Origin of the sequence: Virgibacillus halodenitrificans JCM 12304 (genome assembly GCF_001310895.1) — a bacterium.
In the GTDB taxonomy this organism is placed as follows: Bacteria; Bacillota; Bacilli; order Bacillales; family Amphibacillaceae; genus Virgibacillus_Q; species Virgibacillus_Q halodenitrificans.
In genome coordinates, this window is sequence record NZ_BAZS01000027.1 from 38,388 (window position 1) to 60,607 (window position 22,220).

Sequence of the window (22,220 nt, forward strand, 5' to 3'; positions counted from 1 at the left end):
AGGTGGGGGTTTAGGAATGAAGGGTATAAATTCATATTTAGAATCAAAAGAAGATATAAAGTCCATTCTCGATGGAATAACTAGTGGAATGGAAGAACAGCTTATTGCCGGGTTGTCCGGTTCTGCAAGAAGCTTACTGGTTTCATCAATTAACGATTCGCTTGATAAACCAATTCTTCTTGTTACACATCAATTGGTACAAGCTCAGCAGCTCTATGATGACTTAGCTGAATTTGTCAGTGAGGATCACGTACATCTTTACCCTGTAAATGAATTAATTGCATCAGAAATTGCCATCGCTAGTCCAGAGCTAAGAAGTCAGCGGATTGAGTCACTGACAGCTTGGGCAGCAAAGAAATCGGGTATTTTAATAGCACCTGTAGCAGCACTAAAAAGAATCTTGCCGCCACCTGAGTATTGGGAAAAGTATCAATTGAACTTTACGTTTGGCGAAGAAATTGATATAGATCAATACCTATTTTCTCTAGTTGACATGGGCTATGAACGTGCTTCCATGGTAACCAGCCCAGGAGAATTCAGTCGGCGGGGTGGCATTATTGATATATATCCAATAACAGAGGAACATCCCATACGTATAGAATTATTTGATGAAGAAATAGATTCTATACGCTATTTTGATGCCGAGACACAGCGTTCACTTGATAAATTAAACCAGGTAATGGTCGGTCCTGCTACTGAGCTTTTGCTAACACAAAGTGACATGTTAGCCGGTGGCGAAAGAGTGGAGGAAGCTTTAGCAGAGACATTAAAAAAGATGACTTCCCCTCATGCAAAAGAAACATTAATTGAAGTAATCGAGCATGATACAGAGCGACTGAAAAATTTGGAACATTTTCAAGAAATGTATAAGTATATTGGCTATTTCTATGAAAAGCCTGCTAGCTTACTAGATTATTTACCAAAGGACGGGCTGATCATTTTTGATGAGATGAGCAGAATTCAAGAGACTGCTACAAACCTTGATACAGAGGAAGCAGAATGGTATAGCAGTCTGCTGGAATCCAACCAAATGGTGAAAAACAGTTATTTTTCATTTGATTGGCAACATGTTTGGGGACAAATTTATCATCAACGTCTGTATATGTCTATCTTTTTAAGGCATATTCCAAATACACAGCCACAAAATATAATTAATCTATCCACGCGCGCGATGCAGGAGTTTCATGGGCAGATGCCTTTATTGAAAAATGAATTACACCGTTGGGAGAAAGGTGATTTTTCAGTAGTAGTATTGGCGCCAAATGAAAAGCGTGCTGAAAAAATCCAATCTATTTTTGCGGATTATGATATGGAAGCAGTGGTTACGAAAGAGCTTGAGCTACCTGTTGATAAACCAACGATTGCTGTTGGGAATATTTCTAATGGTATTGAATTTCCAATGCATAAATTGGCGGTAATTACAGAAAATGAATTGTTCAAAAAAAGGACAAAACGAAAGCGAAAGCAACAAAAAATCTCTAATGCAGAGCGTATTAAGAGTTATCAGGAATTAAAAGTTGGTGATTATGTTGTTCATGCCAACCATGGGATAGGTAAATACCTTGGCATCGAAACATTGGAAGTCAGCGATTTGCATAAGGATTATATGTTGATCAAGTATTCCGGGGATGACAAGCTATTTGTTCCTATTGATCAAATAGATCAGGTACAAAAATTTGTTGGTTCAGAAGGCAAAGAACCAAAGCTTTATAAACTTGGCGGTAGTGAATGGACAAAAGTAAAGCGTAAAGTCCAGTCTTCCGTAGAGGACATTGCTGATGATTTAATTAAGCTATATGCAGAAAGAGAAGCGAAGAAAGGATACGCCTTTTCTGAGGACACGGAAATGCAACGGGAGTTTGAGGCTTCCTTTCCATATCAGGAGACAGAGGATCAGCTTCGGTGTATTGAAGAAATTAAGCAGGATATGGAAAGAGAGCGGCCGATGGACCGTTTGTTATGTGGAGATGTTGGCTATGGTAAAACCGAAGTTGCTATTCGTGCAGCCTTTAAAGCAATAGCAGATGGGAAGCAGGTTGCCATTTTAGTTCCTACTACCATTTTGGCTCAACAGCATTACGAAACAATGCTCGAACGGTTTCAGGACCATGCAATTAATGTTGGTCTCCTAAGCAGATTTAGAACAAGAAAGCAACAAACAGAGACGATAAAGGGATTGGGCAAGGGAACTGTGGATGTAATTGTTGGTACCCATCGGATCCTTTCTAAAGATGTAGAATATCGTGATCTTGGTTTACTTATCGTGGACGAAGAGCAGCGTTTTGGAGTAAAGCATAAAGAAAAAATAAAACAGTTAAAGACAAATGTAGATGTATTGACCCTTACAGCTACACCAATTCCGAGAACCTTACATATGTCCATGCTAGGGGTAAGAGATTTATCAGTTATTGAAACACCCCCAGAAAATCGCTTTCCTATCCAAACATATGTAATGGAGTACAATCCTATTTTAATTCGGGAATCCATTGAAAGAGAAATGGCAAGAGGAGGGCAAGTTTTCTTCCTTTATAATCGTGTAGAGAATATTGATAAGGTTGCTCGAGACCTTGGTGTTTTGGTTGAGGATGCGAGAATTGCTGTGGCACATGGCCAAATGAATGAAACAGAGCTGGAAAGTATTATATTTGCCTTCTTAGCTGGTGAATATGATGTATTAGTAAGTACAACAATAATTGAAACCGGAGTAGATATTCCAAATGTAAACACGCTAATAGTAAATGATGCTGATCGCATGGGATTAAGCCAATTGTATCAATTAAGAGGAAGAGTAGGTAGATCTAATCGAGTAGCTTACGCCTATTTTACGTATCAAAAAGATAAGGTTCTTACTGAAGTAGCCGAAAAACGTCTACAAGCGATTAAAGAATTTACAGAGCTTGGTTCCGGATTCAAAATTGCCATGCGTGATCTTTCTATACGTGGTACAGGGAATCTTTTAGGCTCCCAGCAACACGGATTTATTGACTCTGTTGGTTTTGATATGTATTCTCAAATGCTTAAGGATGCCATTGATGCTCGCAAGGCAGGTAAAGATGTGGAAGATATTAAACCATTTGAACCTGAGTTATTACTAAGTATTGATGCATATATTCCAGATACGTATATACGGGATGAAAAACAAAAAATTGAGATTTACAAGCAATTTCAAACCATTTCATCTTCACAAGATACGGATGAATTAAAAGATGAATTAATTGATCGTTTTGGTGATTATCCTGAAGAGGTGGGAAATCTATTTACCGTTTCTTCTCTAAAGATGTATGCCAAAAAAGAAAAGGCAGAATCGATCAGCGAAAAGAAAAACAAATTAGAAATTATTATGGATGAAAATCGCAGCCAGGAGATTGATGGGTCTAAATTATTTGAACTTGCTAATACATTTGGACGTGGTATACAGCTTGGGACAGAGGATAAAAAGCTGAAATTTGTTTATCAATGGACGAAGGACACGAAACATAATCGATATGAATTAATTGGCGATTTTATACAAAAACTAAGTACGGTGAATAGAGATGAATAAGCTTCTGTGATTATAGCGGCGTGCTTACAAATTGAAATATCGGTAACTTGCAGAATCATTTAATTCAAAAAAATGGAATGAAATGTATAGTTATCTTAAGTTAATCCATACTAAAAAAACAGCTGGTGATTTTTAAATATCAAGATAATTTATGGAAGATCTAAATAAGCAAAAAATCACTAAGAAATGCATCAAAGAAAGCGAGGCAGCTAACGAATGAAAGCAACAGGAATTGTTCGACGTATTGATGATTTAGGGAGAGTAGTGGTCCCAAAAGAGATTAGAAGAACTTTACGTATCCGTGAAGGAGATCCTTTGGAAATATTTGTAGACAGAGAAGGAGAAGTTATTTTAAAGAAGTATTCTCCGATTAATGAGCTAGGTAATTTTGCAAAAGAATATGCAGAGGCTTTATTTGATTCTTTGCAATCTCCTGTGTTTATCTGTGATCGTGATGAAATAATTGCAGTAGCAGGTGAATCAAAAAAGGACTATTTGAACAAGAATATTAGTAAACAACTTACCAAGATTATTGAAGATAGGAATCAGACTTTTGTTACAGATGCTAGCACTCTTGAACTTGTCGAAGGTAATGAGGAAGAAGTGAACTCTTATTGTATTAGTCCTATCATTGCTAATGGAGACCCAATTGGATGTGTAATGATTGTTTCAAAAGATGGCGATAAAATAACAAATGTAGAGCAAAAATCAATTGAAACTGCTGCGGGATTCTTGGCAAGACAAATGGAATAATACTTATATAAGAAGCAAAAAACAGTACGAGCTGTTTTTTGCTTTTTTTTTGGATTAAAAAAGTTCTAATATATATGTTGGGGTTATTCAATGAATCGCAAAATGAGTAAGCTCTGTAGTAACTTGTTGTATAGAACAAAGGCTATGTAGAAGGTGAGTTGTTTATCCTCCCATCATTTACAATAGAAAAGAAACAGAGTAATGTTCGTACTCGGCATCACGTGGGCTGGACAACTATGCTATAATAATTCCACATTGTAATTTTAAAAAGGACGTTATTTATGGGCGTGAATGAAACAAATAAACTCGTCAAAAGTGCTTTGTTACTAACGGCGGGAGGACTTATTAGTAAGGTGCTAAGTGCTGGCTATCGCATTCCATTACAAAATCTGACTGGCGATATCGGTTTTTATATCTATCAACAAATTTATCCTATTTTAGGAATTGCTCTTATGCTTTCTTTATATGGCTTCCCTTCAGCAATTTCCAAAATGGCAGTGGAATGGAAGCAAACAGGAAAGAAGTTAACTTTTAAAACCTTTCATTTGCCCATCCTATTCATCCTATTATGTATAAATGGCTCAATGTTTTTATTTTTATTACTTAACGCTGATTTGCTGGCGGCTTGGGTGGGTGATGAACGGCTTGCAGGCATCTATCGTTTTGGTGCCTTTACCTTTTTAGTTATTCCTTTTACTGCTTTGCTTCGTGGCATGTTTCAGAGTAATCATTCCATGAAACCGGTTGCCTTCTCTCAAATAGGAGAACAGCTGGTTAGGGTATGTATTATTGTAGGAGCAGCTGTCATCATATCAACTCAGCAGAACGATTTGTATAACATCGGACAGGCAGCTGTTTGGGCAGCTATATTGGGTTCCATTACTGCACTGTTTATTTTAATTTTGTATTCTGATAAACAAATAAAAAGACAAGAAGATACATTTGCTATTCCATGGAATTATTATGTAAGCACATTACTGATTTTGGGGTTGGCTGCAACATTAAATCACATGGTATTACTAGTTATTCAATTTGCTGACACGTTTACATTACTTCCCAGCTTAATTGGATATGGCCTCGACAAGCAAACCGCAATGGAAGCAAAGGGTGTATTTGATCGAGGACAGCCACTAATTCAGCTCGGTATCGTACTAGGTTCCTCCTTTGCTTTGGCTTTACTCCCATCTATCTCCCGAAAGCGCTGGAGGAAGACCCGCAAACTTTTTATTTTTATATACGAGGGGCTTTAAAATTCAGTTTTTATTTAGCTGTAGGAGCTTCTCTTGGATTAATTATTATTTTTAAAGAAGTGAATGAACTGCTATTTCAGAACACGCAAGGTACAGGTTATCTGCAAATCCTTGTTTCTGCTATTGTTTTTGCATCTATTGCTATTACCGCATCTTCTATACTTCAAGGCCTCGGTTATGTAAAGCGCACAGCTGGATTTATTTTAATTGCTTTCTTCATAAAGTGGATCGCTAATCAAATTCTCGTGCCGTTGGTAGGAATATCGGGTGCAGCAGTAGCTACTATTATCAGCTTGATAACCCTGAGTATTATTGTATCAATGGAATTACGAAGGAAGGTCCCTGGATTACATTTTTATCAACATATTAAATGGAAGACGCTTATTGGTGCAGCCGGTATAATGATTATTTATTTAGTGATAGGGAATTTTGTTATATCTTTCATTGATGATATATCGCGGTGGCAGCTGCTGGTTTACGTATTGTTCATCTCTTTTACAGGCGGAGCCTATATATTTTTTGCATGATAAGATGGAAGGCATTTACTTTAAAAGAATTACGCATGCTACCAGCATCAGGCATATTTACGAGGATTTATAAGGAGTGAAATAAATATGAGTAAGATTGAAATTATTGGATTAGGAGCTGGAGATATCGATCAGTTACCTCTCGGGCTCTATAAGAAATTAGTTAATCAAAAAAACATGGTATATACCCGTACAAAAGACCACCCTGTGATTCGATCCCTTGAAGAGGAAGGAGTTCTGTTTACCTCTTTTGACTCGATGTATGAAGAAGAAGCTAATTTTGGTGATGTATATGAGCGTATTGTCGAAAGCTTAATTGAGAAGGCAAGAAAGGAATCAATTATATACGCCGTCCCAGGGCATCCAATGCTTGCCGAAAAGACAGTTCAGCTATTGTTAGATCAAAAAGAGGTTGAAGTAGACATCCTTGGGGGACAAAGTTATCTTGATGATTTATTTACTACATTACAAATTGATCCCATCGAAGGCTTCCAATTTGTAGATGGGACATCCTTTAAACGCAATCAGCTGAATTATCACAATCATATTATATTTTGCCAGGTGTATGATCGATTTATTGCTTCTGAGGTAAAGCTTGCTTTATTAGAAGATTTACCACCAGAATTTGAAATAAAAGTAGTACATGCTGCTGGAAGTGAACAGGAATCTATCCGCACGATGCCATTAGAGGAACTGGATCATTCCATGGAAATAAGCAATTTAACAAGCATATATATACCACCAGCTCCAGAAAATTTGCTTCAACATACATTCTCCCGACTAAAAGAGGTTATAGCCGTATTGAGGGGACCTGATGGTTGTCCATGGGATAGAGAACAAACACATGAATCCTTGCGGGAATACGCCGTGGAAGAGGTTTATGAATTAATAGAAGCAATTGATAAACAAGATGATGAGAATATCGTTGAAGAGCTTGGTGATATGTTGCTGCAAGTGATGCTTCATAGTCAGATTGGTGAGGATGACGGATTCTTTACTGTAGATGATGTAATTCGTTCGATTACGACAAAAATGATCCATCGGCATCCACATGTCTTTGCAGACGTCTCTGTAGATTCAGTTGATCAAGTTTATAAAAATTGGGATGAATTAAAACGAGAGGAAAAAGGGGAGGCGCGAACCTCCTTGTTAGATGGAGTCCCTAATCATCTGCCATCCTTGGCAAAAGCATATAAATTACAAAAGAAGGCTGCCAAAGTAGGGTTTAACTGGGACAATGCAGACGATATTTGGGACAAGTTAAATGAAGAAATAGACGAAGTAAAAGAGGCCATTCAATCCGGAAACGAGGAAGAAATGGAAAAAGAGTTTGGAGATGTCCTGTTTGTTCTGGCAAATTTAACACGGTATTATAAGATTAACCCGGAAATTGCTTTGAATCGGTCTAACCAAAAGTTTTATTCTCGTTTTCAATTTATTGAAAGACAGATTCAAGAGAAGAACCTTGATATTAATCAGGTTTCATTAGAGAAGATGGATTATTTTTGGAATTTGGCTAAAGAGAGGGAGTAGGAAAGTATGAGATTAGATAAATTTTTAAAGATTTCCAGACTGATTAAACGTCGTACATTGGCAAAAGAAGTTGCAGATCAAGGTAGAATTACCATTAATGGGAATCAAGCAAAAGCTTCTTCCACTGTTGCTGTAGGGGATGAGCTAATGATAAAATTCGGTCAGAAGTTGGTTACCATTGAAGTTACAGCTCTTCGAGAAACTGTAAAAAAGGATGAAGCTGAGACTTTGTATAAGGTAATAAAAGAGGAAAAAAAGGACGAATAAAAAAGAGCGAGGCTTGGGACAAAAGAATTTTATACATTGAAAATCCGAACCGATTCGTACTACTAATGAATCGTGGTTCGGATTTCTTTTTCAATAAATTAGCGGAGGAAAAACGCGCAGACTCCGGTGGGAGAAAAAGCCTAGGTAAGACCCCGGAGTGCTTAGCACGAGGAGGCTTAGCAGCGCCCACGGAAAGCGAAGCGTTTTTCCGGAGCGGGGCTCCCACACTTTTAGAATGTTCGTCTTTATAACAGCGTTATTTAGTTATGTCCTAGCCTCGCTTGTGCTTTTGAGCTTTAGGAAACTATAAAGTCTAGAACCTGTGATTGATTTTTATTACTGGGTTAGTCAAGTCCAGCTCCAGCGCCCAGCAACTAGCAGAGGTTTTGATGGGGCGAGCATTTAGCGCAGCCCCAAACTTCAATCTTCTTTCTACGATAAGTCAACATCGATTCGCTATACATAGGAAGGAAGGCCGACTAAGAACGGCCTTTGCGGCCAACGTCGGCATACCCCTTGTGCAGGGGCATGTTTCCTTTATCTCATGCAGAAGATTTCCAGTTTGTACGTTGCTAAACGGGCGCTTGCGCTTTTGGGGATTAAACCATCACTTTACATATGTCATTTGTAAATTCTACTGGATCTCCAACTGGAAGACCTTCGATAAGTAATGCCTGGTTGTAAAGTAAATTCGTATATAACGCGAATTTTTCTTTATCACTTTCGTAAGCTGTCTTTAGTGATTGATATACTTCGTGGTCCGGGTTAATTTCAAGGACCTTCTCTGCCTTTATTTGTTGATTGTTAGGCATTGCGCTAAGCACTTTTTCCATTTCTACAGAGATCTCTCCGTCTGTTGATAAGCAAACAGGGTGTGACTTAAGTCGGTTAGAGACCTTTACATCCTTTACCTTGCCTTCCAGCTGCTTTTTCATTTCTGTGAACAAATCTTTGTTGGAAGCTGCTTCTTCCTCTGCTTTATTATTTTCCTCTGTCATATCTAATCCAAGATCCCCACTGGATACAGAGCGGAATTCCTTGTCCTTGTATTGCATGAGCATCTTTATAGCGAACTCATCTACTTCATCGGTAAAGTAGAGAATTTCGTATCCCTTATCTGCAACTAGCTCTGTTTGCGGTAGTTTATCAATCCGATCAATAGATTCTCCAGTTGCATAATAGATATATTTTTGATCCTCTGGCATTCTGGACACATACTCATCCAGTGATACTAATTTCTTTTCCTTTGAAGAATAGAAAAGGAGCAAATCTTGCAGTGTATCCTTGTTTGCACCGAAGTCGCTGTACACACCATATTTTAATTGGCGCCCAAATGACTCGAAGAATTTCTCATATCCTTCCCGGTCTTCTCTTAACAGCTGTAGAAGCTGTTGCTTAATTTTCTTTGTGATATTTTTCGATATTAACTTCAATTGACGGTCATGCTGGAGCATCTCCCGAGAGATATTTAAGGATAAGTCTTCAGAGTCGACCAATCCCTTCACAAAGCTAAAGTAATCTGGCAAGAGCTCTGCGCATTTTTCCATAATCAACACACCATTAGAATATAATTCCAAGCCTTTTTCATATTCGGCTGTGTAATAGTTATATGGTGTAGATTCAGGGATATACAAAATAGAGTTATAACGAATCGTTCCATCAACATGGATATGGATATGTTTTAAAGGTTTATCAAAGCCATACCTTTTTTCTTGGTAAAAGTTTTCATAGTCTTCATCTGTTAATTCACTCTTGTTCTTTTTCCAGATCGGCACCATGCTGTTTATAGTTTCTTCTTCTGTATACTCTGTATAATCTTCGCTACCCTCTTCTTTTGGTTCTTTTTTTGTAATGTCCATCTTAATTGGGTAGCGAATGAAGTCAGAGTATTTTTTAATAATTTGCTTTAAGCGGTATTCTTCAAGATATTCATCATAGTTTTCTTCTTCGGTATTTTCCATGATCTTAAGGATAATCTCTGTTCCTACATCTTCTTTATTAGCTGTTTCTATCGTATATCCATCAGCACCTTTGGATTCCCATACATAGGCTTCCTCATTGCCAAGCGCGCGGCTAATTACTTTTACTTCTTCTGCCACCATGAATGCAGCATAGAAGCCTACACCGAATTGCCCAATAATATCATGACCATCTTTGGATTCATTTTCTTTTTTAAATGCTAATGAACCACTTTGAGCGATGACACCAAGATTGTTTTCCAATTCCTCTTTGGTCATTCCGATTCCTGTATCCTTGATTTTCAATAAGCGATTTTCTTTATCAGCACTTATTTTTATGTAGTAATTACCCATATCAAAATCCAAGGACTCGTCTGTAAGTGCTTTGTAGTATATTTTGTCAATGGCATCACTGGAGTTGGATATTAATTCTCTTAGAAATACTTCTTTTTGTGAGTAAATCGAGTTAATCATCATTTCTAATAATCTCTTGGATTCAGCCTGAAATTGCTTTTTAACCATCGTAAAAACTCCCTTCAAATTGATGATATCATATTAGCACTCATTACTTGTGAGTGATAATCCCATAAAATAAATATCATATCCATCAGCAGGTGTCAAGAAACACTCTCGTATTATGTTGGTAATAGGTTCTATACTTGTCCACTCGCTCATATAGTAATAGGGATAAGGAGGGTCTCTTACAATGAACTATTATGAAAATAAACCAACGACAACGGATACACGTGGGCAAACAGACCATTATGTAAAAATGAATAATCGAAGAAATCTGGAAATAACGGGCGTAAAGGAAGTCGACAGTTTTGATAACGAAGAATTTCTACTAGAAACAGTTATGGGTTACTTAATTATACGTGGGCAAAATCTCCAATTAAAAAACCTTGATGTAGGAGAAGGAAATGTAACTATTAAAGGAAAAGTGTACGAGCTATCTTATGTGGATGAGCAGCAGGAGAAAGCTAAAGGATTCTTTAGCAAGCTCTTCAGATGACGTTAGATACACAATTTATGACCATGTTTGTTATGGTTTTAAGTGGTTTTTATCTGGGTATAGCTCTAGAAACTTTCTATCGGTTCAAGTCATTTTGGAAAAAGAATGTATTCCTCTCCTATTTCATGGAGGTCCTTTTTTGGACTTCTCAAACTGTCATCCTATTTTATGTGCTGTTCAGGGTTAATGGTGGAGAGCTGCGATTTTACATTATTGCTGCATGTCTGCTTGGTTTTGCTATTTATCAGGTTGTGGCCGCTAAACTATATAAAAAATTATTAGAATACATTATACGAGTGATTGCTGCTATATATCACTTTTTTGAGCGGCTTATCCAGTTGCTTCTCATTAATCCAATAAAATGGATCATAAGTATGTTAATCGCTTTAGTGCTTTGGCTTATTCATTTAATAGGCATCATTCTTCTTTTTAGTTTAAAAGTAGTGTTTTTTCCAATTAGAGGTTTGTTAAAAATGATCTACTCCTTGTTACCGAAAAAGATTCAAAGTTTTTTACTCAACATAGCAGGATTTTGTAGTACAATGAAGAATATAACTACTAAATGGATACATTTTATATGGTCAAAGAGGAGGTAAGGGTTTGTCAGCGAGAGAAAAAACAGTTACAAGACTGGATTCGAATTACATGCACCAATATGATGTGTACATAGAGAGACAAAAGAGAAAAAAACAACGTTTGATTCGGCGTCTTGTGTTATTTTCTTTAATAGCTCTCTTGGCTATCGGAAGCTTAACAACCTATCATTTTAAACAACGGGATCTCCGGGCGGAAAAAATGGAAGAGTATGAACAGCTGCAGGATGAATTAGCCACATTAAAGAAAGATGAAAAGAATATGAAAGAGGAAATTACCTTACTTAATGATGAAGAGTATGTCTTGGAAATTGCAAGAACAAACTATTTCTTCTCCAAAGAAGGGGAATTAATCTTTAATATACCTCAAGAAAAGCCGTCATATTGACACACATTTATAAGCTTAGCTATAATATAATAGAGAAGACATGATATTCTGATCCTAAGTGTATCAGGATCCAGAAAAGATGGATTTTTCATTTTTTCTAAAAATTTTAAGGAGGAGCATTTTTTTTATGTCAATCGAAGTAGGCAGCAAGCTGCAGGGAAAGGTAACTGGTATCACTAATTTTGGAGCTTTTGTGGAGCTTGAGGAAGGGAAAACAGGCTTGGTTCACATTAGTGAGGTTGCCGATAACTATGTTAAAGACATTAATGAACACCTTAGTGTTGGTGAAGAAGTAAAGGTTAAAGTTATTAATGTTGAAAAGGACGGTAAGATTGGTCTGTCTATTAAAAAAGCAAAAGACAAACCAAAACGTCCACAGCGTGATCCACGTGAGCGTACGGAATCATTTGAATCCAAAATGAACCGTTTCCTCAAAGATTCAGAAGACCGTTTGGCCTCTTTAAAGAAGCACACGGAATCCAAACGCGGGGGTCGAGGTGCTAAAAGAGGATAGCAGTTGCTGTCTATAGACAATGCTCTATATAAATGAAAACCAGGTTCCAATTGGAAGCTGGTTTTTTTGATTCTACATAATAATCTTCAGATTCGAATATATGCTGGGTGGTCTAATGATTCGGAAAATGGATAGAATGCGAAATAACTTGGTTTTACTGTAAAAATACACTAGTAAAAAGGTTACTTTAAGACGCTTAGAAGACCACCTATCGTCTTCCATTCCAATCAATTGGTATACGCTATTGATTAATGCGATTAATAACCGAAAAGGTATTTCTCTCCTTTAATCGTTATGAAAAATTCCTAAGCGAAGGAAAAATACGTAGACTTCTGGGGGAGATGAGGCATAGGTGAGACCCCGGAATGCGTTATAGGGGTTGGAAGGCTAAAGTCGCGACGTCCTGTCGCAACGCCTTCATGACCAACATCGTGTTGGCCCGAGGCTCATCAGCCGCCCTCGAAAAGCGGAGTGTTTTTCCGTAGCGGTGTTATTTAGTCTTGTTGCATTAACAGAGAAATAAGTCTAAGTTAGTTCGCAGTTTCCTCCTACTATGAATGTATGAGCTAGCGGTTGTATCTAACATTGCACTAAATCTCTTCTACAGCTGATTAGTTAATCAAATAAATGTACATCAAGCAATAAAAAAACCTGCAGGAACTATTGTTCCAGCAGGTTTTTTATTTGATAGCGGCGGAGGGGATTGAACCCACGACCTCACGGGTATGAACCGTACGCTCTCGCCAGCTGAGCTACGCCGCCAAATAAGTCAACAAAAAATATAATACAACAGCCTCTCTCTGATGTCAATAGAAAAGTGAAAAGTAACTAGAAGAGTAATAGATATTCCGGAGACAAAACCAAGTTGTGATAAAACACTCTGCTTTGCTTTATTCGCCATGACCTTAGAATTTTCAACAAAATAAAAGAGTATGTCGTTAATCCCTTTCCTTATATATCAATAGTCACGTCCATATGTTCGTGTTGAATCATGCCTGTTTTTTAGAAACAAGTCGAACGATTCTTGCAAAGCCCCCTGCTCTTTTGACAAAAAAAGAAGGCATATTGTGGTTTAATATCACAAAGAGGGAGTGGTTATGTATGATGAATTCAATTCCGAGGGTGGAACCAAAGGTATTGGGGACGGAGAATATAAGCCAATTACAAAAACTTCGGCATAAAGGATCTGCAGCAATAAAAAGCATGTTACTAAACAAGGGATGGCTTTACTTTTTTGTAGGCTTTTTATTGGGACGGGCTGTTATTCTCTCTGTTGTATCTCCTTTTGCTGTAGCATTTTTGGCGACTATGTGGTTTATACATAGGGAGAAAACGGTCAAATCCATGTTCGCTGTAATTGCTGGAGCATTAAGTTACTCGGTTGTCCATAGTTTGTTTATAACTCTTGCAATGATTGTATTTATATTATTAGCTGGTTTATTTAAAAAGGTTAAAAATCAGCAGTTGGTTTTACCGATTATTGTGTTTTCATCAACTGCTGCTGCCAGGATATGTATCTATTCATTTACTGATCAGCTATCCTCCTATGAATGGATGCTGGTAGTAGTTGAAGGTGTTCTAGGAACGGTTCTAGTACTAATATTTATGCAGAGTATTCCTTTATTATCACCAAAACGGTACAGACCAGCCCTAAAAAATGAAGAAGTTGTCTGTATGATTATTCTCATTGCTTCTATACTTACTGGTACAATCGGATGGACGATCTATGATGCCTCAATGGAACAGATTTTTTCTCGTTATTTTGTGTTAATTCTTGCATATGTTGGTGGGGCTGCGATTGGATCAACAGTAGGCGTTGTTGCCGGATTAATTTTATCATTGGCAAACGTTGCAAATTTATACCAAATGAGTTTATTAGCTTTCTCCGGTTTACTTGGCGGTTTGCTTAAAGAAGGTAAAAAACCGGGTGTCGCTGTGGGACTTTTTGTGGGTACATTTTTAATTGGAATATATGGTGATTCGGCCACCTTAATTCCTTCTATAATAGAATCAAGTTTTGCAATCGGTTTCTTTTTAATTACCCCGGGGAGCTGGTTCAAAAGGATATCCAGATATATACCGGGCACCGAAGAATATACCAATGAACAGGAACAATATTTGCAAAAGGTACGAAATGTAACGGCAAAAAGAGTGGAGCAGTTTTCTGATGTTTTTGAAGCGCTCTCTAAAAGCTTCGCTACAACAGAAATAGCTTCCCCAGACAATGATGAGCTAAAAAGAGAGACAGACTTTTTCCTTAGCCAAGTAACAGAAAAGACGTGCCAAACTTGTTTTATGAAGGAACGTTGCTGGCAGAAACAGTTTGATACTACCTATTCACTTATGGAAGAAATGAAAGATGATATAGCGGATGGGAATGAACCAAATCGAAGGGTTTCCCGTGAGTTTGAAAATTACTGTGTTAAATCAAAAAAAGTAGTCGATGCCATGAAGGAAGAGATTTCATACTTTAATGCGAATCAAAAATTAAAACAACAAGTAATGGAAAGTAAGAGATTAGTTGCTGATCAATTGCAAGGAGTCTCAGAGGTGATGGAGGATTTTGCGAAAGAGATTCTTAAAGAAAGGCAAATGCATGAACAACAGGAACTGCAAATTGTACATGCGCTTAAGCAATTAGGAATTCAATTAGAAAAGCTGGATGTATATGGTTTGGAAAAAGGAAATGTAGATATAGAAATGACAATGACGTTTTATGATTATCACGGGGAGGGCTCCAAGTTAATTGCTCCTGTGTTATCCGAAATTTTAAATGAAATGGTAATCGTAAAGCAGGAGGAGATTTCTCCTTTTCCGAATGGATATAGTTATTTAGCGTTTGGCTCGGCAAAAGAATTTGTTGTGGAAACAGGTGCTGCAAATGCAGCGAAAGGTGGAGGATTGATATCAGGCGATAGTTATACAACGATTGAGCTCGGTGCTGGTAAATTTGCAATGGCGATTAGTGATGGGATGGGGAACGGAAAACGCGCTAGAGAAGAAAGTATGGAAACTCTCCGCTTATTGCAACAAATCTTACAAACAGGGATTCCGGAAAAAGTAGCAATAAAGTCCATAAACTCTATCTTGTCCCTTCGCAGTACGGATGAGATCTTTGCTACCTTGGACTTAGCTGTGATTGATTTGCATAATGCATTTGTGCGTTTTTTGAAAATAGGTTCAACCCCTAGCTTTATTAAACGAGGTGACCAACTTATAAAAGTAGAAGCAAGTAATCTTCCAATGGGTATTGTCCAGGAGTTTGATGTAGATATTGTCAGTGATCAACTGATGTCTGGTGATTTATTAATCATGATGAGTGACGGAATATTTGACGGACCAAAAGATGTGGAAAACACGGATGTATGGTTGAAAAGGAAAATAAGGGAGATGAAGACAGATGATCCACAAGAAATGGCAGACCTGCTTCTAGAGGAGGTTATTCGAACAAGATCTGGTGAAATTGTAGATGATATGACTGTTCTGGTAACAAAGGTGGTGAAAAACAGTCCGAAATGGGCAAATGTCCCTGTCTATGGTGAAAAAGCACAATAATTAAAACACATGTAGTCCAGTTAGCTGAATCGCCTTAGCTTTTCAAGGCGGTTCAGTTTTTAAATTACTGATACATATGCTGTGTTACCTCATACGACTCCAATCACTCAACTACTAGTATATTTCCCGTGTTTTTTGGTGATGATGGTAGTGGAAAATGATGGGAGGTATATAGAGTGAAAAAAGGTACATTAAAGCAAATATTGTTAATCACGGATGGTTGTTCCAATAAAGGAGAGGATCCTGCTGCTACGGCCGCGCTAGCAAACCAGCAGGGCATCACTGTTAATGTAATTGGGATTTTGGATGATCAAACTGAGCAACCAGAGGGCTTACAGGAAGTAGAAGAAATTGCCTTATCCGGAGGTGGAGTCAGTCAACTTGTCTATAAACAGGTATTGTCGCAGACCGTGCAAGCAGTCACAAAACAGGCCATGACACAAACACTGCAAGGGTTTGTTAATAAGGAGTTACAACAGATTCTAGGTTCTGGCCAATCCATGGAGGATCTCGCGCCTGAAAAACGAGGCGAAATTATGGAAGTGGTAGAAGATATGGGAGAAACATGTGATTTAGAAGTTTTAGTCCTTATTGATACAAGCGCAAGTATGCATGATAAGCTTCCTACTGTGAAAGAAGCCTTAATAGATTTATCCATTAGTTTAAATTCCCGTATTGGAAGGAACCGTTTTTGTATTTATAGCTTTCCAGGTAAAAAGAAGGATATTCAAAAAGTGTTTGATTGGTCGCCTCAGTTAGATGCTATTTCTACCGTTTTTCCTAAGCTGACTAGTGGAGGGATTACGCCAACAGGGCCGGCTATTCGTGAAGCAATGTACCAGTTTGGCAGAAAGAGCTTACGAAGGAGCTTTAGAAATGGGAACGAACCAGGCGTGGAAGAAGCATAACAAAGAAATTAGACCAGGCATTCATATTACAGGTAAATGGCATAAGAACAGCTACCTTATTAAAAAGGAGCTTGGGTCAGGGGCAATTGGTACCGTCTATTTATGTGAATGGAATGGACGTACTGCTGCATTGAAAGTAAGCGATACAAGTACATCCATGACCGTGGAAGTAAATGTCTTAAAGTCATTAGAAAAGGTCCAAGGTAATCCGCTTGGACCTTCTTTAGTAGATATAGATGATTGGACTTCTCCGCTTGGTAACCAATATACATTTTATGTAATGGAATATTTGCAAGGGCAATCCTTAGCATCGTTTATCAGGCAACAAGGCAAGGAATGGATAGGTGTTTTTATGCTACAGTTACTTGAAGATTTGGAGCGGCTTCATCAATCGGGGTGGATTTTCGGTGACTTAAAAACAGATAACATTTTAGTACTTCATTCTCCGCCCAGAGTTCGGTGGATCGATGTTGGTGGTACTACGAAAATAGGAAGAGCAATTAAGGAGTATACAGAGTTTTATGATCGGGGCTACTGGGGGCTGGGTACAAGAAGGGCTGAACCAAGCTATGATCTATTCGCATTAGTTATGGTGTTTTTACATGTGTTTTATCCAAAGCGGTTTGAAAAAAAGCAATCCTCCTCACAGGTTTTTTTAATTAATAAGATCAATGCAGTAAAGGAATTAACCCCATATCGTACTGTTCTGAGGAAGGCTGTGGAAGGTAAGTATCAAACGAGTGCAGAAATGCGTGTAGAGGTTATTAACTGTATGTACCACATGCAGAAGATGTCACGATCACGTACTAATAAAAATGTACAGAAATCAACATCTTTACCGATGCTGGCAGAAGCCGGTGGGATTACACTGTTGGCAACCATGTATTACTTGTTATCCTTGCTTTTATAGGGTGGGAAAGTATGGTATTCTTGAAACAGCTTAAGAGGTTGGAGATGGGACAAAGATGAATAAGGCCGTAATAGCTTTTATAAATAAACAACGATTACTGGAAAAGAACGCCACGGTTTTGGTTGGAGTCTCAGGTGGCCCCGATTCGATGGCACTTCTTCATTTTCTTCGCTCTATTCGAGAGGAGTGGGACCTGAAATTAATCGCCATATCAGTGGATCACCAATTACGGGGGGAAGAATCCATAGCTGATGTTAAATATGTGGAAGAGATATGCAGACAGTGGGAGATACCTTTTAAAAGTACCTCAGTAGATGTGAAATCCTACAAAAACGAACTTCATGTTGGTACGCAGGTTGCTGCGAGGGAAATGCGTTATCGCTTTTTTGAGGAACAAATGCATGCCCATCAGGCAAGTTACCTAGCATTAGGCCACCATAGTGATGATCAGCTGGAAACGATGTTAATGAGCTTAGTAAGAACAGCCAATTCAAGTGCGCTAAGTGGAATACCCGCAAAAAGGGAGTTTGCTACAGGTTGGGTGATAAGGCCTTTGTTAGCTGCTACAAGGTCAGACATAGAGACTTATTGCAAGATAAATGGGATTACACCAAGATATGACCCTTCTAATAAGGAATTAACATATACACGGAATTATTTTAGAAATACTGTGTTGCCATTAATAAAAGAGAAAAACAGTAATATACATAATACAATCCAGCATTTGAGTGAAACACTTGCTGAAGATGAAGCCTATTTAAGAAATGAAGCTGAAAAGCTGGTAAACAGACTGGTAGATTTCACTACGAATTATGAGAGAGCATCATTTGAAATTACTCTTTTCAAAAAACATCCAATTGCTTTACAAAGACGGGCCTATCATCTAATATTAAACTATCTGTATAAGCGTTTACCCAAAGATTTATCATACACCCATGAAGCGTATTTTTTTTCTTTGTTAGAAGGTGGAAAAGGGAATGTACAGATTGATTTTCCGTTCGATTTAACTCTGGAAAAGTCATATAATAATTTATCTTTTTATTTCTCTGATCAAGGACCCCACGATTCCTCTTATTGCAAAACTTTAAATATCCCAGGAACTACAATGTTACCTGATGGAACCGTGATCCATGCTGAAATGATTGAGCAGCTTCCATTAGGGGAAAGGGATAGCTATGTTTGCAAACTGGAAGAAATTCAGCTCCCTCTACATATTCGTACTCGCAAACCGGGAGATAGAATGCGTTGGAAGGGTTTAGCAGGTAGTAAAAAAGTGAAAGACATTTTTATAGATGCTAAAATTCCAAAATTAGAACGGGCTTCCTGGCCAATTCTGGTAGATGATCAAGGTGAAATTTTATGGCTTATCGGATTGAAAAAAGGACAACCTAAACATCAAGCTAATAATGCCCCGTATATCCATATATATTACGAAAGAGGCTAAAAGTAGGAGGAGCATACATGCATAACGATATAAAAGAGGTCCTTATCTCTGAAGAAGACATAAAGGAGAAGTGCAAAGCGCTTGGACAGCAGCTCAGCAAGGAATATGAAGGGAAGTTTCCTTTGGCAATTGGTGTTCTAAAAGGAGCTATGCCCTTTATGTCTGATGTTTTAAGACAGATGGATATTCACTTGGAAATGGATTTCATGGATGTGTCCAGTTATGGAAATGAAATGCGTTCTTCAGGTGAGGTAAAGATCGTGAAGGATCTGGATACCAAAGTAGAAGGCCGGGATCTTTTAATTATTGAAGATATTATAGACAGTGGCCTAACATTAAGTTACTTGGTTGATTTATTTAAATACCGTAAAGCCAAATCAATAAAAATTGTTACATTGCTCGATAAGCCTTCCGGAAGGACAGCTGTTATTAAAGCAGACTTAGTCGGCTTTGAGGTTCCTAACGAATTTGTAGTTGGATACGGGCTTGATTACCAGGAAAAATACCGTAACCTGCCATACATTGGTGTATTAAAACCAGAGATTTACGGTGGAGAATAATTAATTTGGAATAGATAAAAATAGTGAAGCAATGCTGTCATCGTTTGTTTAAAAAATAGGAACAAGTGGATATTAACTTAGGGTGCATAAAGCACTCCAGATGAAGTGAAATTAGTTGTATTCCAGCTTTTTCATATGGTACGATGTTATATAGTTTTTCCCCGCTTGGGAGGAGGTAAGTAATGAATCGGATATTTCGGAACGTTTTCTTTTGGGTACTCATATTCTTCGTCGTAGTCGGTGTGATAGGAGTATTCAATGGACAGAACGAAGAAGCAAAACAATTTAATGTGCAACAATTTATGGATGCTTTGAATAATGGCGAAATTGAAGAAATGACGATGCAACCCGCAAACGGAATTGTGCGGTATACTGGTACGTTAACAGATGATGATAAGAATTTTATTGCCCAAGTACCAGATAATACAGAAATTATAGCGTCTATTACAGAGCAAGCAAATAAACAAAGTGTGCTCCATGTCGAAGAAGAGGAACAACCAAGTGCATGGGTAACATTTTTAACTACAATGATTCCGTTCTTAATTATAGGTTTATTCTTCTTGTTTATACTTAGTCAAGCCCAAGGTGGAGGCGGCGGTGGCCGTGTCATGAACTTTGGTAAGAGTAAAGCTAAGATGTACAGTGAGGATAAAAAGAAAGTACGCTTTAAAGATGTGGCAGGTGCTGATGAGGAAAAGCAAGAACTTGTTGAAGTTGTAGAGTTCTTAAAAGACCCTCGTAAATTCTCTGCTGTAGGAGCTAGAATTCCTAAAGGTGTTCTTCTTGTAGGACCGCCTGGAACAGGTAAAACATTACTTGCTCGTGCAGTAGCTGGAGAAGCCGGTACACCATTTTTCTCCATAAGTGGTTCTGACTTTGTGGAGATGTTCGTTGGTGTTGGTGCATCTCGTGTACGTGATTTATTTGAAAATGCGAAGAAAAATGCTCCTTGTATTATATTTATAGATGAGATTGACGCAGTGGGAAGACAGCGTGGCGCAGGTCTTGGCGGCGGTCATGATGAGCGTGAACAAACGTTGAACCAGTTGCTTGTAGAAATGGATGGTTTCGGTGTTAATGAAGGTATCATTATTATCGCAGCAACTAACCGTGCAGATATTCTTGACCCTGCATTATTACGTCCAGGTCGTTTTGACAGACAGATTACCGTTGATCGCCCGGATGTAAAAGGACGTCAGGAAGTATTGCAAGTTCATGCAAGAAACAAACCGTTGGATAGCACAGTAGATCTTAAGATTATTGCTATGCGTACCCCTGGATTTTCCGGAGCTGACTTGGAAAACTTATTAAACGAGGCAGCACTTGTGGCAGCAAGGTCTGACCGCAAAGAAATAAATATGCTTGATGTGGATGAGGCAATTGATCGGGTAATCGCTGGTCCAGCTAAGAAGAGCAGGGTTATCTCCCAAAAGGAAAGAAATATTGTAGCATATCATGAAAGTGGACATACAATTATTGGTATGGTCCTCGATGACGCTGATATGGTACATAAAGTTACGATTGTACCACGCGGGCAAGCTGGTGGATATGCCGTCATGTTGCCTAGGGAAGATCGCTACTTTATGACAAAACCAGAGCTGTTTGATAAGATAACTGGTCTTTTAGGAGGCCGTGTTGCTGAAGAAATTATCTTTGGGGAAGTAAGTACAGGGGCTCATAATGACTTCCAGCGTGCTACAGGTATTGCCCGTAAGATGATTACTGAGTACGGTATGAGTGATAAGATCGGTCCTCTACAGTTCACAAGTGGAGGCGGCGGTGACGTCTTCCTTGGTCGCGACTTAGGAAATGAGCAAAACTATAGTGATGCAATTGCACACGATATCGACCAAGAAATGCAAAACTTTATTAACTATTGTTATGATCGCGCTAAAACGATTCTAACGGAAAATAGAGATAAGCTTGAACTTGTAGCCAAGACCCTACTAGATGTAGAAACACTTGATGCTAAGCAAATTAAATCCTTATTTGAGGATGGTGTATTGCCAGAAGCAGAGGATTATGGCATAGAAGAGAATGATTCTGTGAAGGTAAACATTCAATCTAAGGATCAGGATAACGAACCAGAATCTTTTGAAGAAGCAAAAGAAGAGGCAAGCACGAAGCGGGAAGAGGAAAAGAAATCCATTGAGGATTCAATTATGACTGATAATAAACCTTCTTCCGGTGAAGACACAAATGAAGATAAAAAAGAGTAACTATCCAAAAAAGCAGCCACACTACTAAGTGGCTGCTTTTTTTATATGCGCAGTTAATAAGTGGTGTTAAGGCTTGTGTATCTAAAGCGCAAAATAGATAAACTGCGACGTAACTGTAAGTATTGTAAATTACTGTTTCTAAAAGATGCACTACTAAAATATATTTTAATACGTTTTGATGATCATCTACCGCCATTGATTTCCATTACAGATAAACGCTTTCCGCCGGCATGGCTTCAGCCGCTTCCTTCGCTACGCTCCGTGCAGGGTCTTCAGCTCATGCTATTC

18 protein-coding genes and 1 tRNA gene are annotated in these 22,220 nt (G+C 38.2%); 17 read left to right on the top strand and 2 right to left on the bottom strand.

The window, feature by feature from the left end; translation table 11 throughout:
* Positions 1-16 precede the first annotated feature (16 nt).
* The 6 genes from mfd to JCM12304_RS13835 all read left to right on the top strand — a co-directional run bounded on the left by mfd (position 17) and on the right by JCM12304_RS13835 (position 7,871).
* The gene (gene mfd / locus JCM12304_RS13815) at positions 17-3,541 is read left to right on the top strand and encodes a transcription-repair coupling factor (protein WP_060681014.1); all 3,525 of its coding nucleotides are present in this window, start codon (positions 17-19) and stop codon (positions 3,539-3,541) included.
* Between the two features lie 216 nt (positions 3,542-3,757).
* Positions 3,758-4,294, top strand: coding sequence for a stage V sporulation protein T (gene spoVT, locus JCM12304_RS13820; protein ID WP_019376364.1), 537 nt, complete (start codon positions 3,758-3,760; stop codon positions 4,292-4,294).
* 281 nt (positions 4,295-4,575) lie between these two features.
* On the top strand, positions 4,576-5,544 hold the full coding sequence (locus JCM12304_RS20120) for an oligosaccharide flippase family protein (protein ID WP_256200835.1): 969 nt from the start codon (positions 4,576-4,578) through the stop codon (positions 5,542-5,544).
* A gap of 59 nt (positions 5,545-5,603) precedes the next feature.
* Positions 5,604-6,071 carry a polysaccharide biosynthesis C-terminal domain-containing protein gene (locus tag JCM12304_RS20125; protein ID WP_256200836.1) on the top strand — a complete coding sequence of 156 codons (468 nt, stop codon included), beginning with the start codon at positions 5,604-5,606 and terminating at the stop codon, positions 6,069-6,071.
* Positions 6,072-6,158: 87 nt separating this feature from the next.
* A complete protein-coding gene (gene yabN, locus JCM12304_RS13830; protein WP_060681015.1) occupies positions 6,159-7,604 on the top strand; it encodes a bifunctional methyltransferase/pyrophosphohydrolase YabN in 1,446 nt (481 codons plus the stop codon).
* 6 nt (positions 7,605-7,610) lie between these two features.
* Positions 7,611-7,871, top strand: coding sequence for an RNA-binding S4 domain-containing protein (locus JCM12304_RS13835; protein WP_060681017.1), 261 nt, complete (start codon positions 7,611-7,613; stop codon positions 7,869-7,871).
* 599 nt (positions 7,872-8,470) lie between these two features.
* Here JCM12304_RS13835 and htpG read toward each other — a convergent pair.
* Positions 8,471-10,351, bottom strand: a complete 1,881-nt coding sequence (htpG, locus tag JCM12304_RS13840) for a molecular chaperone HtpG (RefSeq protein WP_060681019.1) — start codon at positions 10,349-10,351, stop codon at positions 8,471-8,473.
* A 184-nt stretch (positions 10,352-10,535) separates the two neighbouring features.
* On the opposite strand from htpG, the gene yabP reads away from it, so the two are divergent.
* The 4 genes from yabP (at position 10,536) to JCM12304_RS13860 (ending at position 12,336) form a co-directional block, all read left to right on the top strand.
* Positions 10,536-10,841, top strand: a complete 306-nt coding sequence (gene yabP / locus JCM12304_RS13845; protein ID WP_019376359.1) for a sporulation protein YabP — start codon at positions 10,536-10,538, stop codon at positions 10,839-10,841.
* Complete coding sequence (gene yabQ, locus JCM12304_RS13850; RefSeq protein WP_060681020.1) at positions 10,838-11,437, top strand: spore cortex biosynthesis protein YabQ; 600 nt, start codon at positions 10,838-10,840, stop codon at positions 11,435-11,437. Before yabP ends, yabQ begins: the two co-directional genes overlap by 4 nt.
* Positions 11,438-11,441: 4 nt before the next feature.
* The gene (locus tag JCM12304_RS13855; protein ID WP_019376357.1) at positions 11,442-11,822 is read left to right on the top strand and encodes an FtsB family cell division protein; all 381 of its coding nucleotides are present in this window, start codon (positions 11,442-11,444) and stop codon (positions 11,820-11,822) included.
* Positions 11,823-11,949: 127 nt separating this feature from the next.
* Positions 11,950-12,336 carry a S1 domain-containing RNA-binding protein gene (locus JCM12304_RS13860; protein WP_019376356.1) on the top strand — a complete coding sequence of 129 codons (387 nt, stop codon included), beginning with the start codon at positions 11,950-11,952 and terminating at the stop codon, positions 12,334-12,336.
* A gap of 688 nt (positions 12,337-13,024) precedes the next feature.
* Here JCM12304_RS13860 and JCM12304_RS13865 read toward each other — a convergent pair.
* Positions 13,025-13,098, bottom strand: a tRNA-Met gene (locus JCM12304_RS13865).
* Positions 13,099-13,437: 339 nt separating this feature from the next.
* On the opposite strand from JCM12304_RS13865, the gene spoIIE reads away from it, so the two are divergent.
* The 7 genes from spoIIE to JCM12304_RS19760 all read left to right on the top strand — a co-directional run.
* Positions 13,438-15,891: a stage II sporulation protein E gene (spoIIE, locus tag JCM12304_RS13870; protein ID WP_060681021.1), complete on the top strand. Its 2,454-nt coding sequence runs from the start codon at positions 13,438-13,440 to the stop codon at positions 15,889-15,891.
* Positions 15,892-16,067: 176 nt separating this feature from the next.
* Positions 16,068-16,799 (top strand): VWA domain-containing protein, encoded by a 732-nt coding sequence (locus JCM12304_RS13875; protein ID WP_019376354.1) that lies wholly within the window; start codon positions 16,068-16,070, stop codon positions 16,797-16,799.
* Positions 16,768-17,709, top strand: a complete 942-nt coding sequence (prkT, locus tag JCM12304_RS13880) for a serine/threonine protein kinase PrkT (protein ID WP_060681023.1) — start codon at positions 16,768-16,770, stop codon at positions 17,707-17,709. The genes JCM12304_RS13875 and prkT overlap by 32 nt, the downstream gene beginning before the upstream one ends.
* 55 nt (positions 17,710-17,764) lie before the next feature.
* Positions 17,765-19,153 (top strand): tRNA lysidine(34) synthetase TilS, encoded by a 1,389-nt coding sequence (gene tilS / locus JCM12304_RS13885; protein WP_060681025.1) that lies wholly within the window; start codon positions 17,765-17,767, stop codon positions 19,151-19,153.
* 17 nt (positions 19,154-19,170) lie between these two features.
* Complete coding sequence (hpt, locus tag JCM12304_RS13890; protein WP_019376351.1) at positions 19,171-19,713, top strand: hypoxanthine phosphoribosyltransferase; 543 nt, start codon at positions 19,171-19,173, stop codon at positions 19,711-19,713.
* A gap of 182 nt (positions 19,714-19,895) precedes the next feature.
* The gene (ftsH, locus tag JCM12304_RS13895) at positions 19,896-21,932 is read left to right on the top strand and encodes an ATP-dependent zinc metalloprotease FtsH (RefSeq protein ID WP_019376350.1); all 2,037 of its coding nucleotides are present in this window, start codon (positions 19,896-19,898) and stop codon (positions 21,930-21,932) included.
* Between the two features lie 75 nt (positions 21,933-22,007).
* Positions 22,008-22,220 (top strand): hypothetical protein (locus JCM12304_RS19760; protein ID WP_218185786.1); only part of this gene is annotated, 213 nt, incomplete at its 3' end.

Excerpts from the sequence above, each read along its gene's own strand:
- spoIIE (WP_060681021.1), top strand. The coding sequence starts at position 13,438 with ATGATGAATTCAATTCCGAGGGTGGAACCAAAGGTATTGGGGACGGAG.
- tilS (WP_060681025.1), top strand. The coding sequence starts at position 17,765 with ATGAATAAGGCCGTAATAGCTTTTATAAATAAACAACGATTACTGGAA.
- yabQ (WP_060681020.1), top strand. The coding sequence starts at position 10,838 with ATGACGTTAGATACACAATTTATGACCATGTTTGTTATGGTTTTAAGT.
- ftsH (WP_019376350.1), top strand. The coding sequence starts at position 19,896 with ATGAATCGGATATTTCGGAACGTTTTCTTTTGGGTACTCATATTCTTC.
- yabP (WP_019376359.1), top strand. The coding sequence starts at position 10,536 with ATGAACTATTATGAAAATAAACCAACGACAACGGATACACGTGGGCAA.
- JCM12304_RS13860 (WP_019376356.1), top strand. The coding sequence starts at position 11,950 with ATGTCAATCGAAGTAGGCAGCAAGCTGCAGGGAAAGGTAACTGGTATC.
- spoVT (WP_019376364.1), top strand. The coding sequence starts at position 3,758 with ATGAAAGCAACAGGAATTGTTCGACGTATTGATGATTTAGGGAGAGTA.
- mfd (WP_060681014.1), top strand. The coding sequence starts at position 17 with ATGAAGGGTATAAATTCATATTTAGAATCAAAAGAAGATATAAAGTCC.
- hpt (WP_019376351.1), top strand. The coding sequence starts at position 19,171 with ATGCATAACGATATAAAAGAGGTCCTTATCTCTGAAGAAGACATAAAG.
- htpG (WP_060681019.1), bottom strand. The coding sequence starts at position 10,351 with ATGGTTAAAAAGCAATTTCAGGCTGAATCCAAGAGATTATTAGAAATG.
- yabN (WP_060681015.1), top strand. The coding sequence starts at position 6,159 with ATGAGTAAGATTGAAATTATTGGATTAGGAGCTGGAGATATCGATCAG.
- JCM12304_RS13835 (WP_060681017.1), top strand. The coding sequence starts at position 7,611 with ATGAGATTAGATAAATTTTTAAAGATTTCCAGACTGATTAAACGTCGT.
- prkT (WP_060681023.1), top strand. The coding sequence starts at position 16,768 with ATGGGAACGAACCAGGCGTGGAAGAAGCATAACAAAGAAATTAGACCA.
- JCM12304_RS20120 (WP_256200835.1), top strand. The coding sequence starts at position 4,576 with ATGGGCGTGAATGAAACAAATAAACTCGTCAAAAGTGCTTTGTTACTA.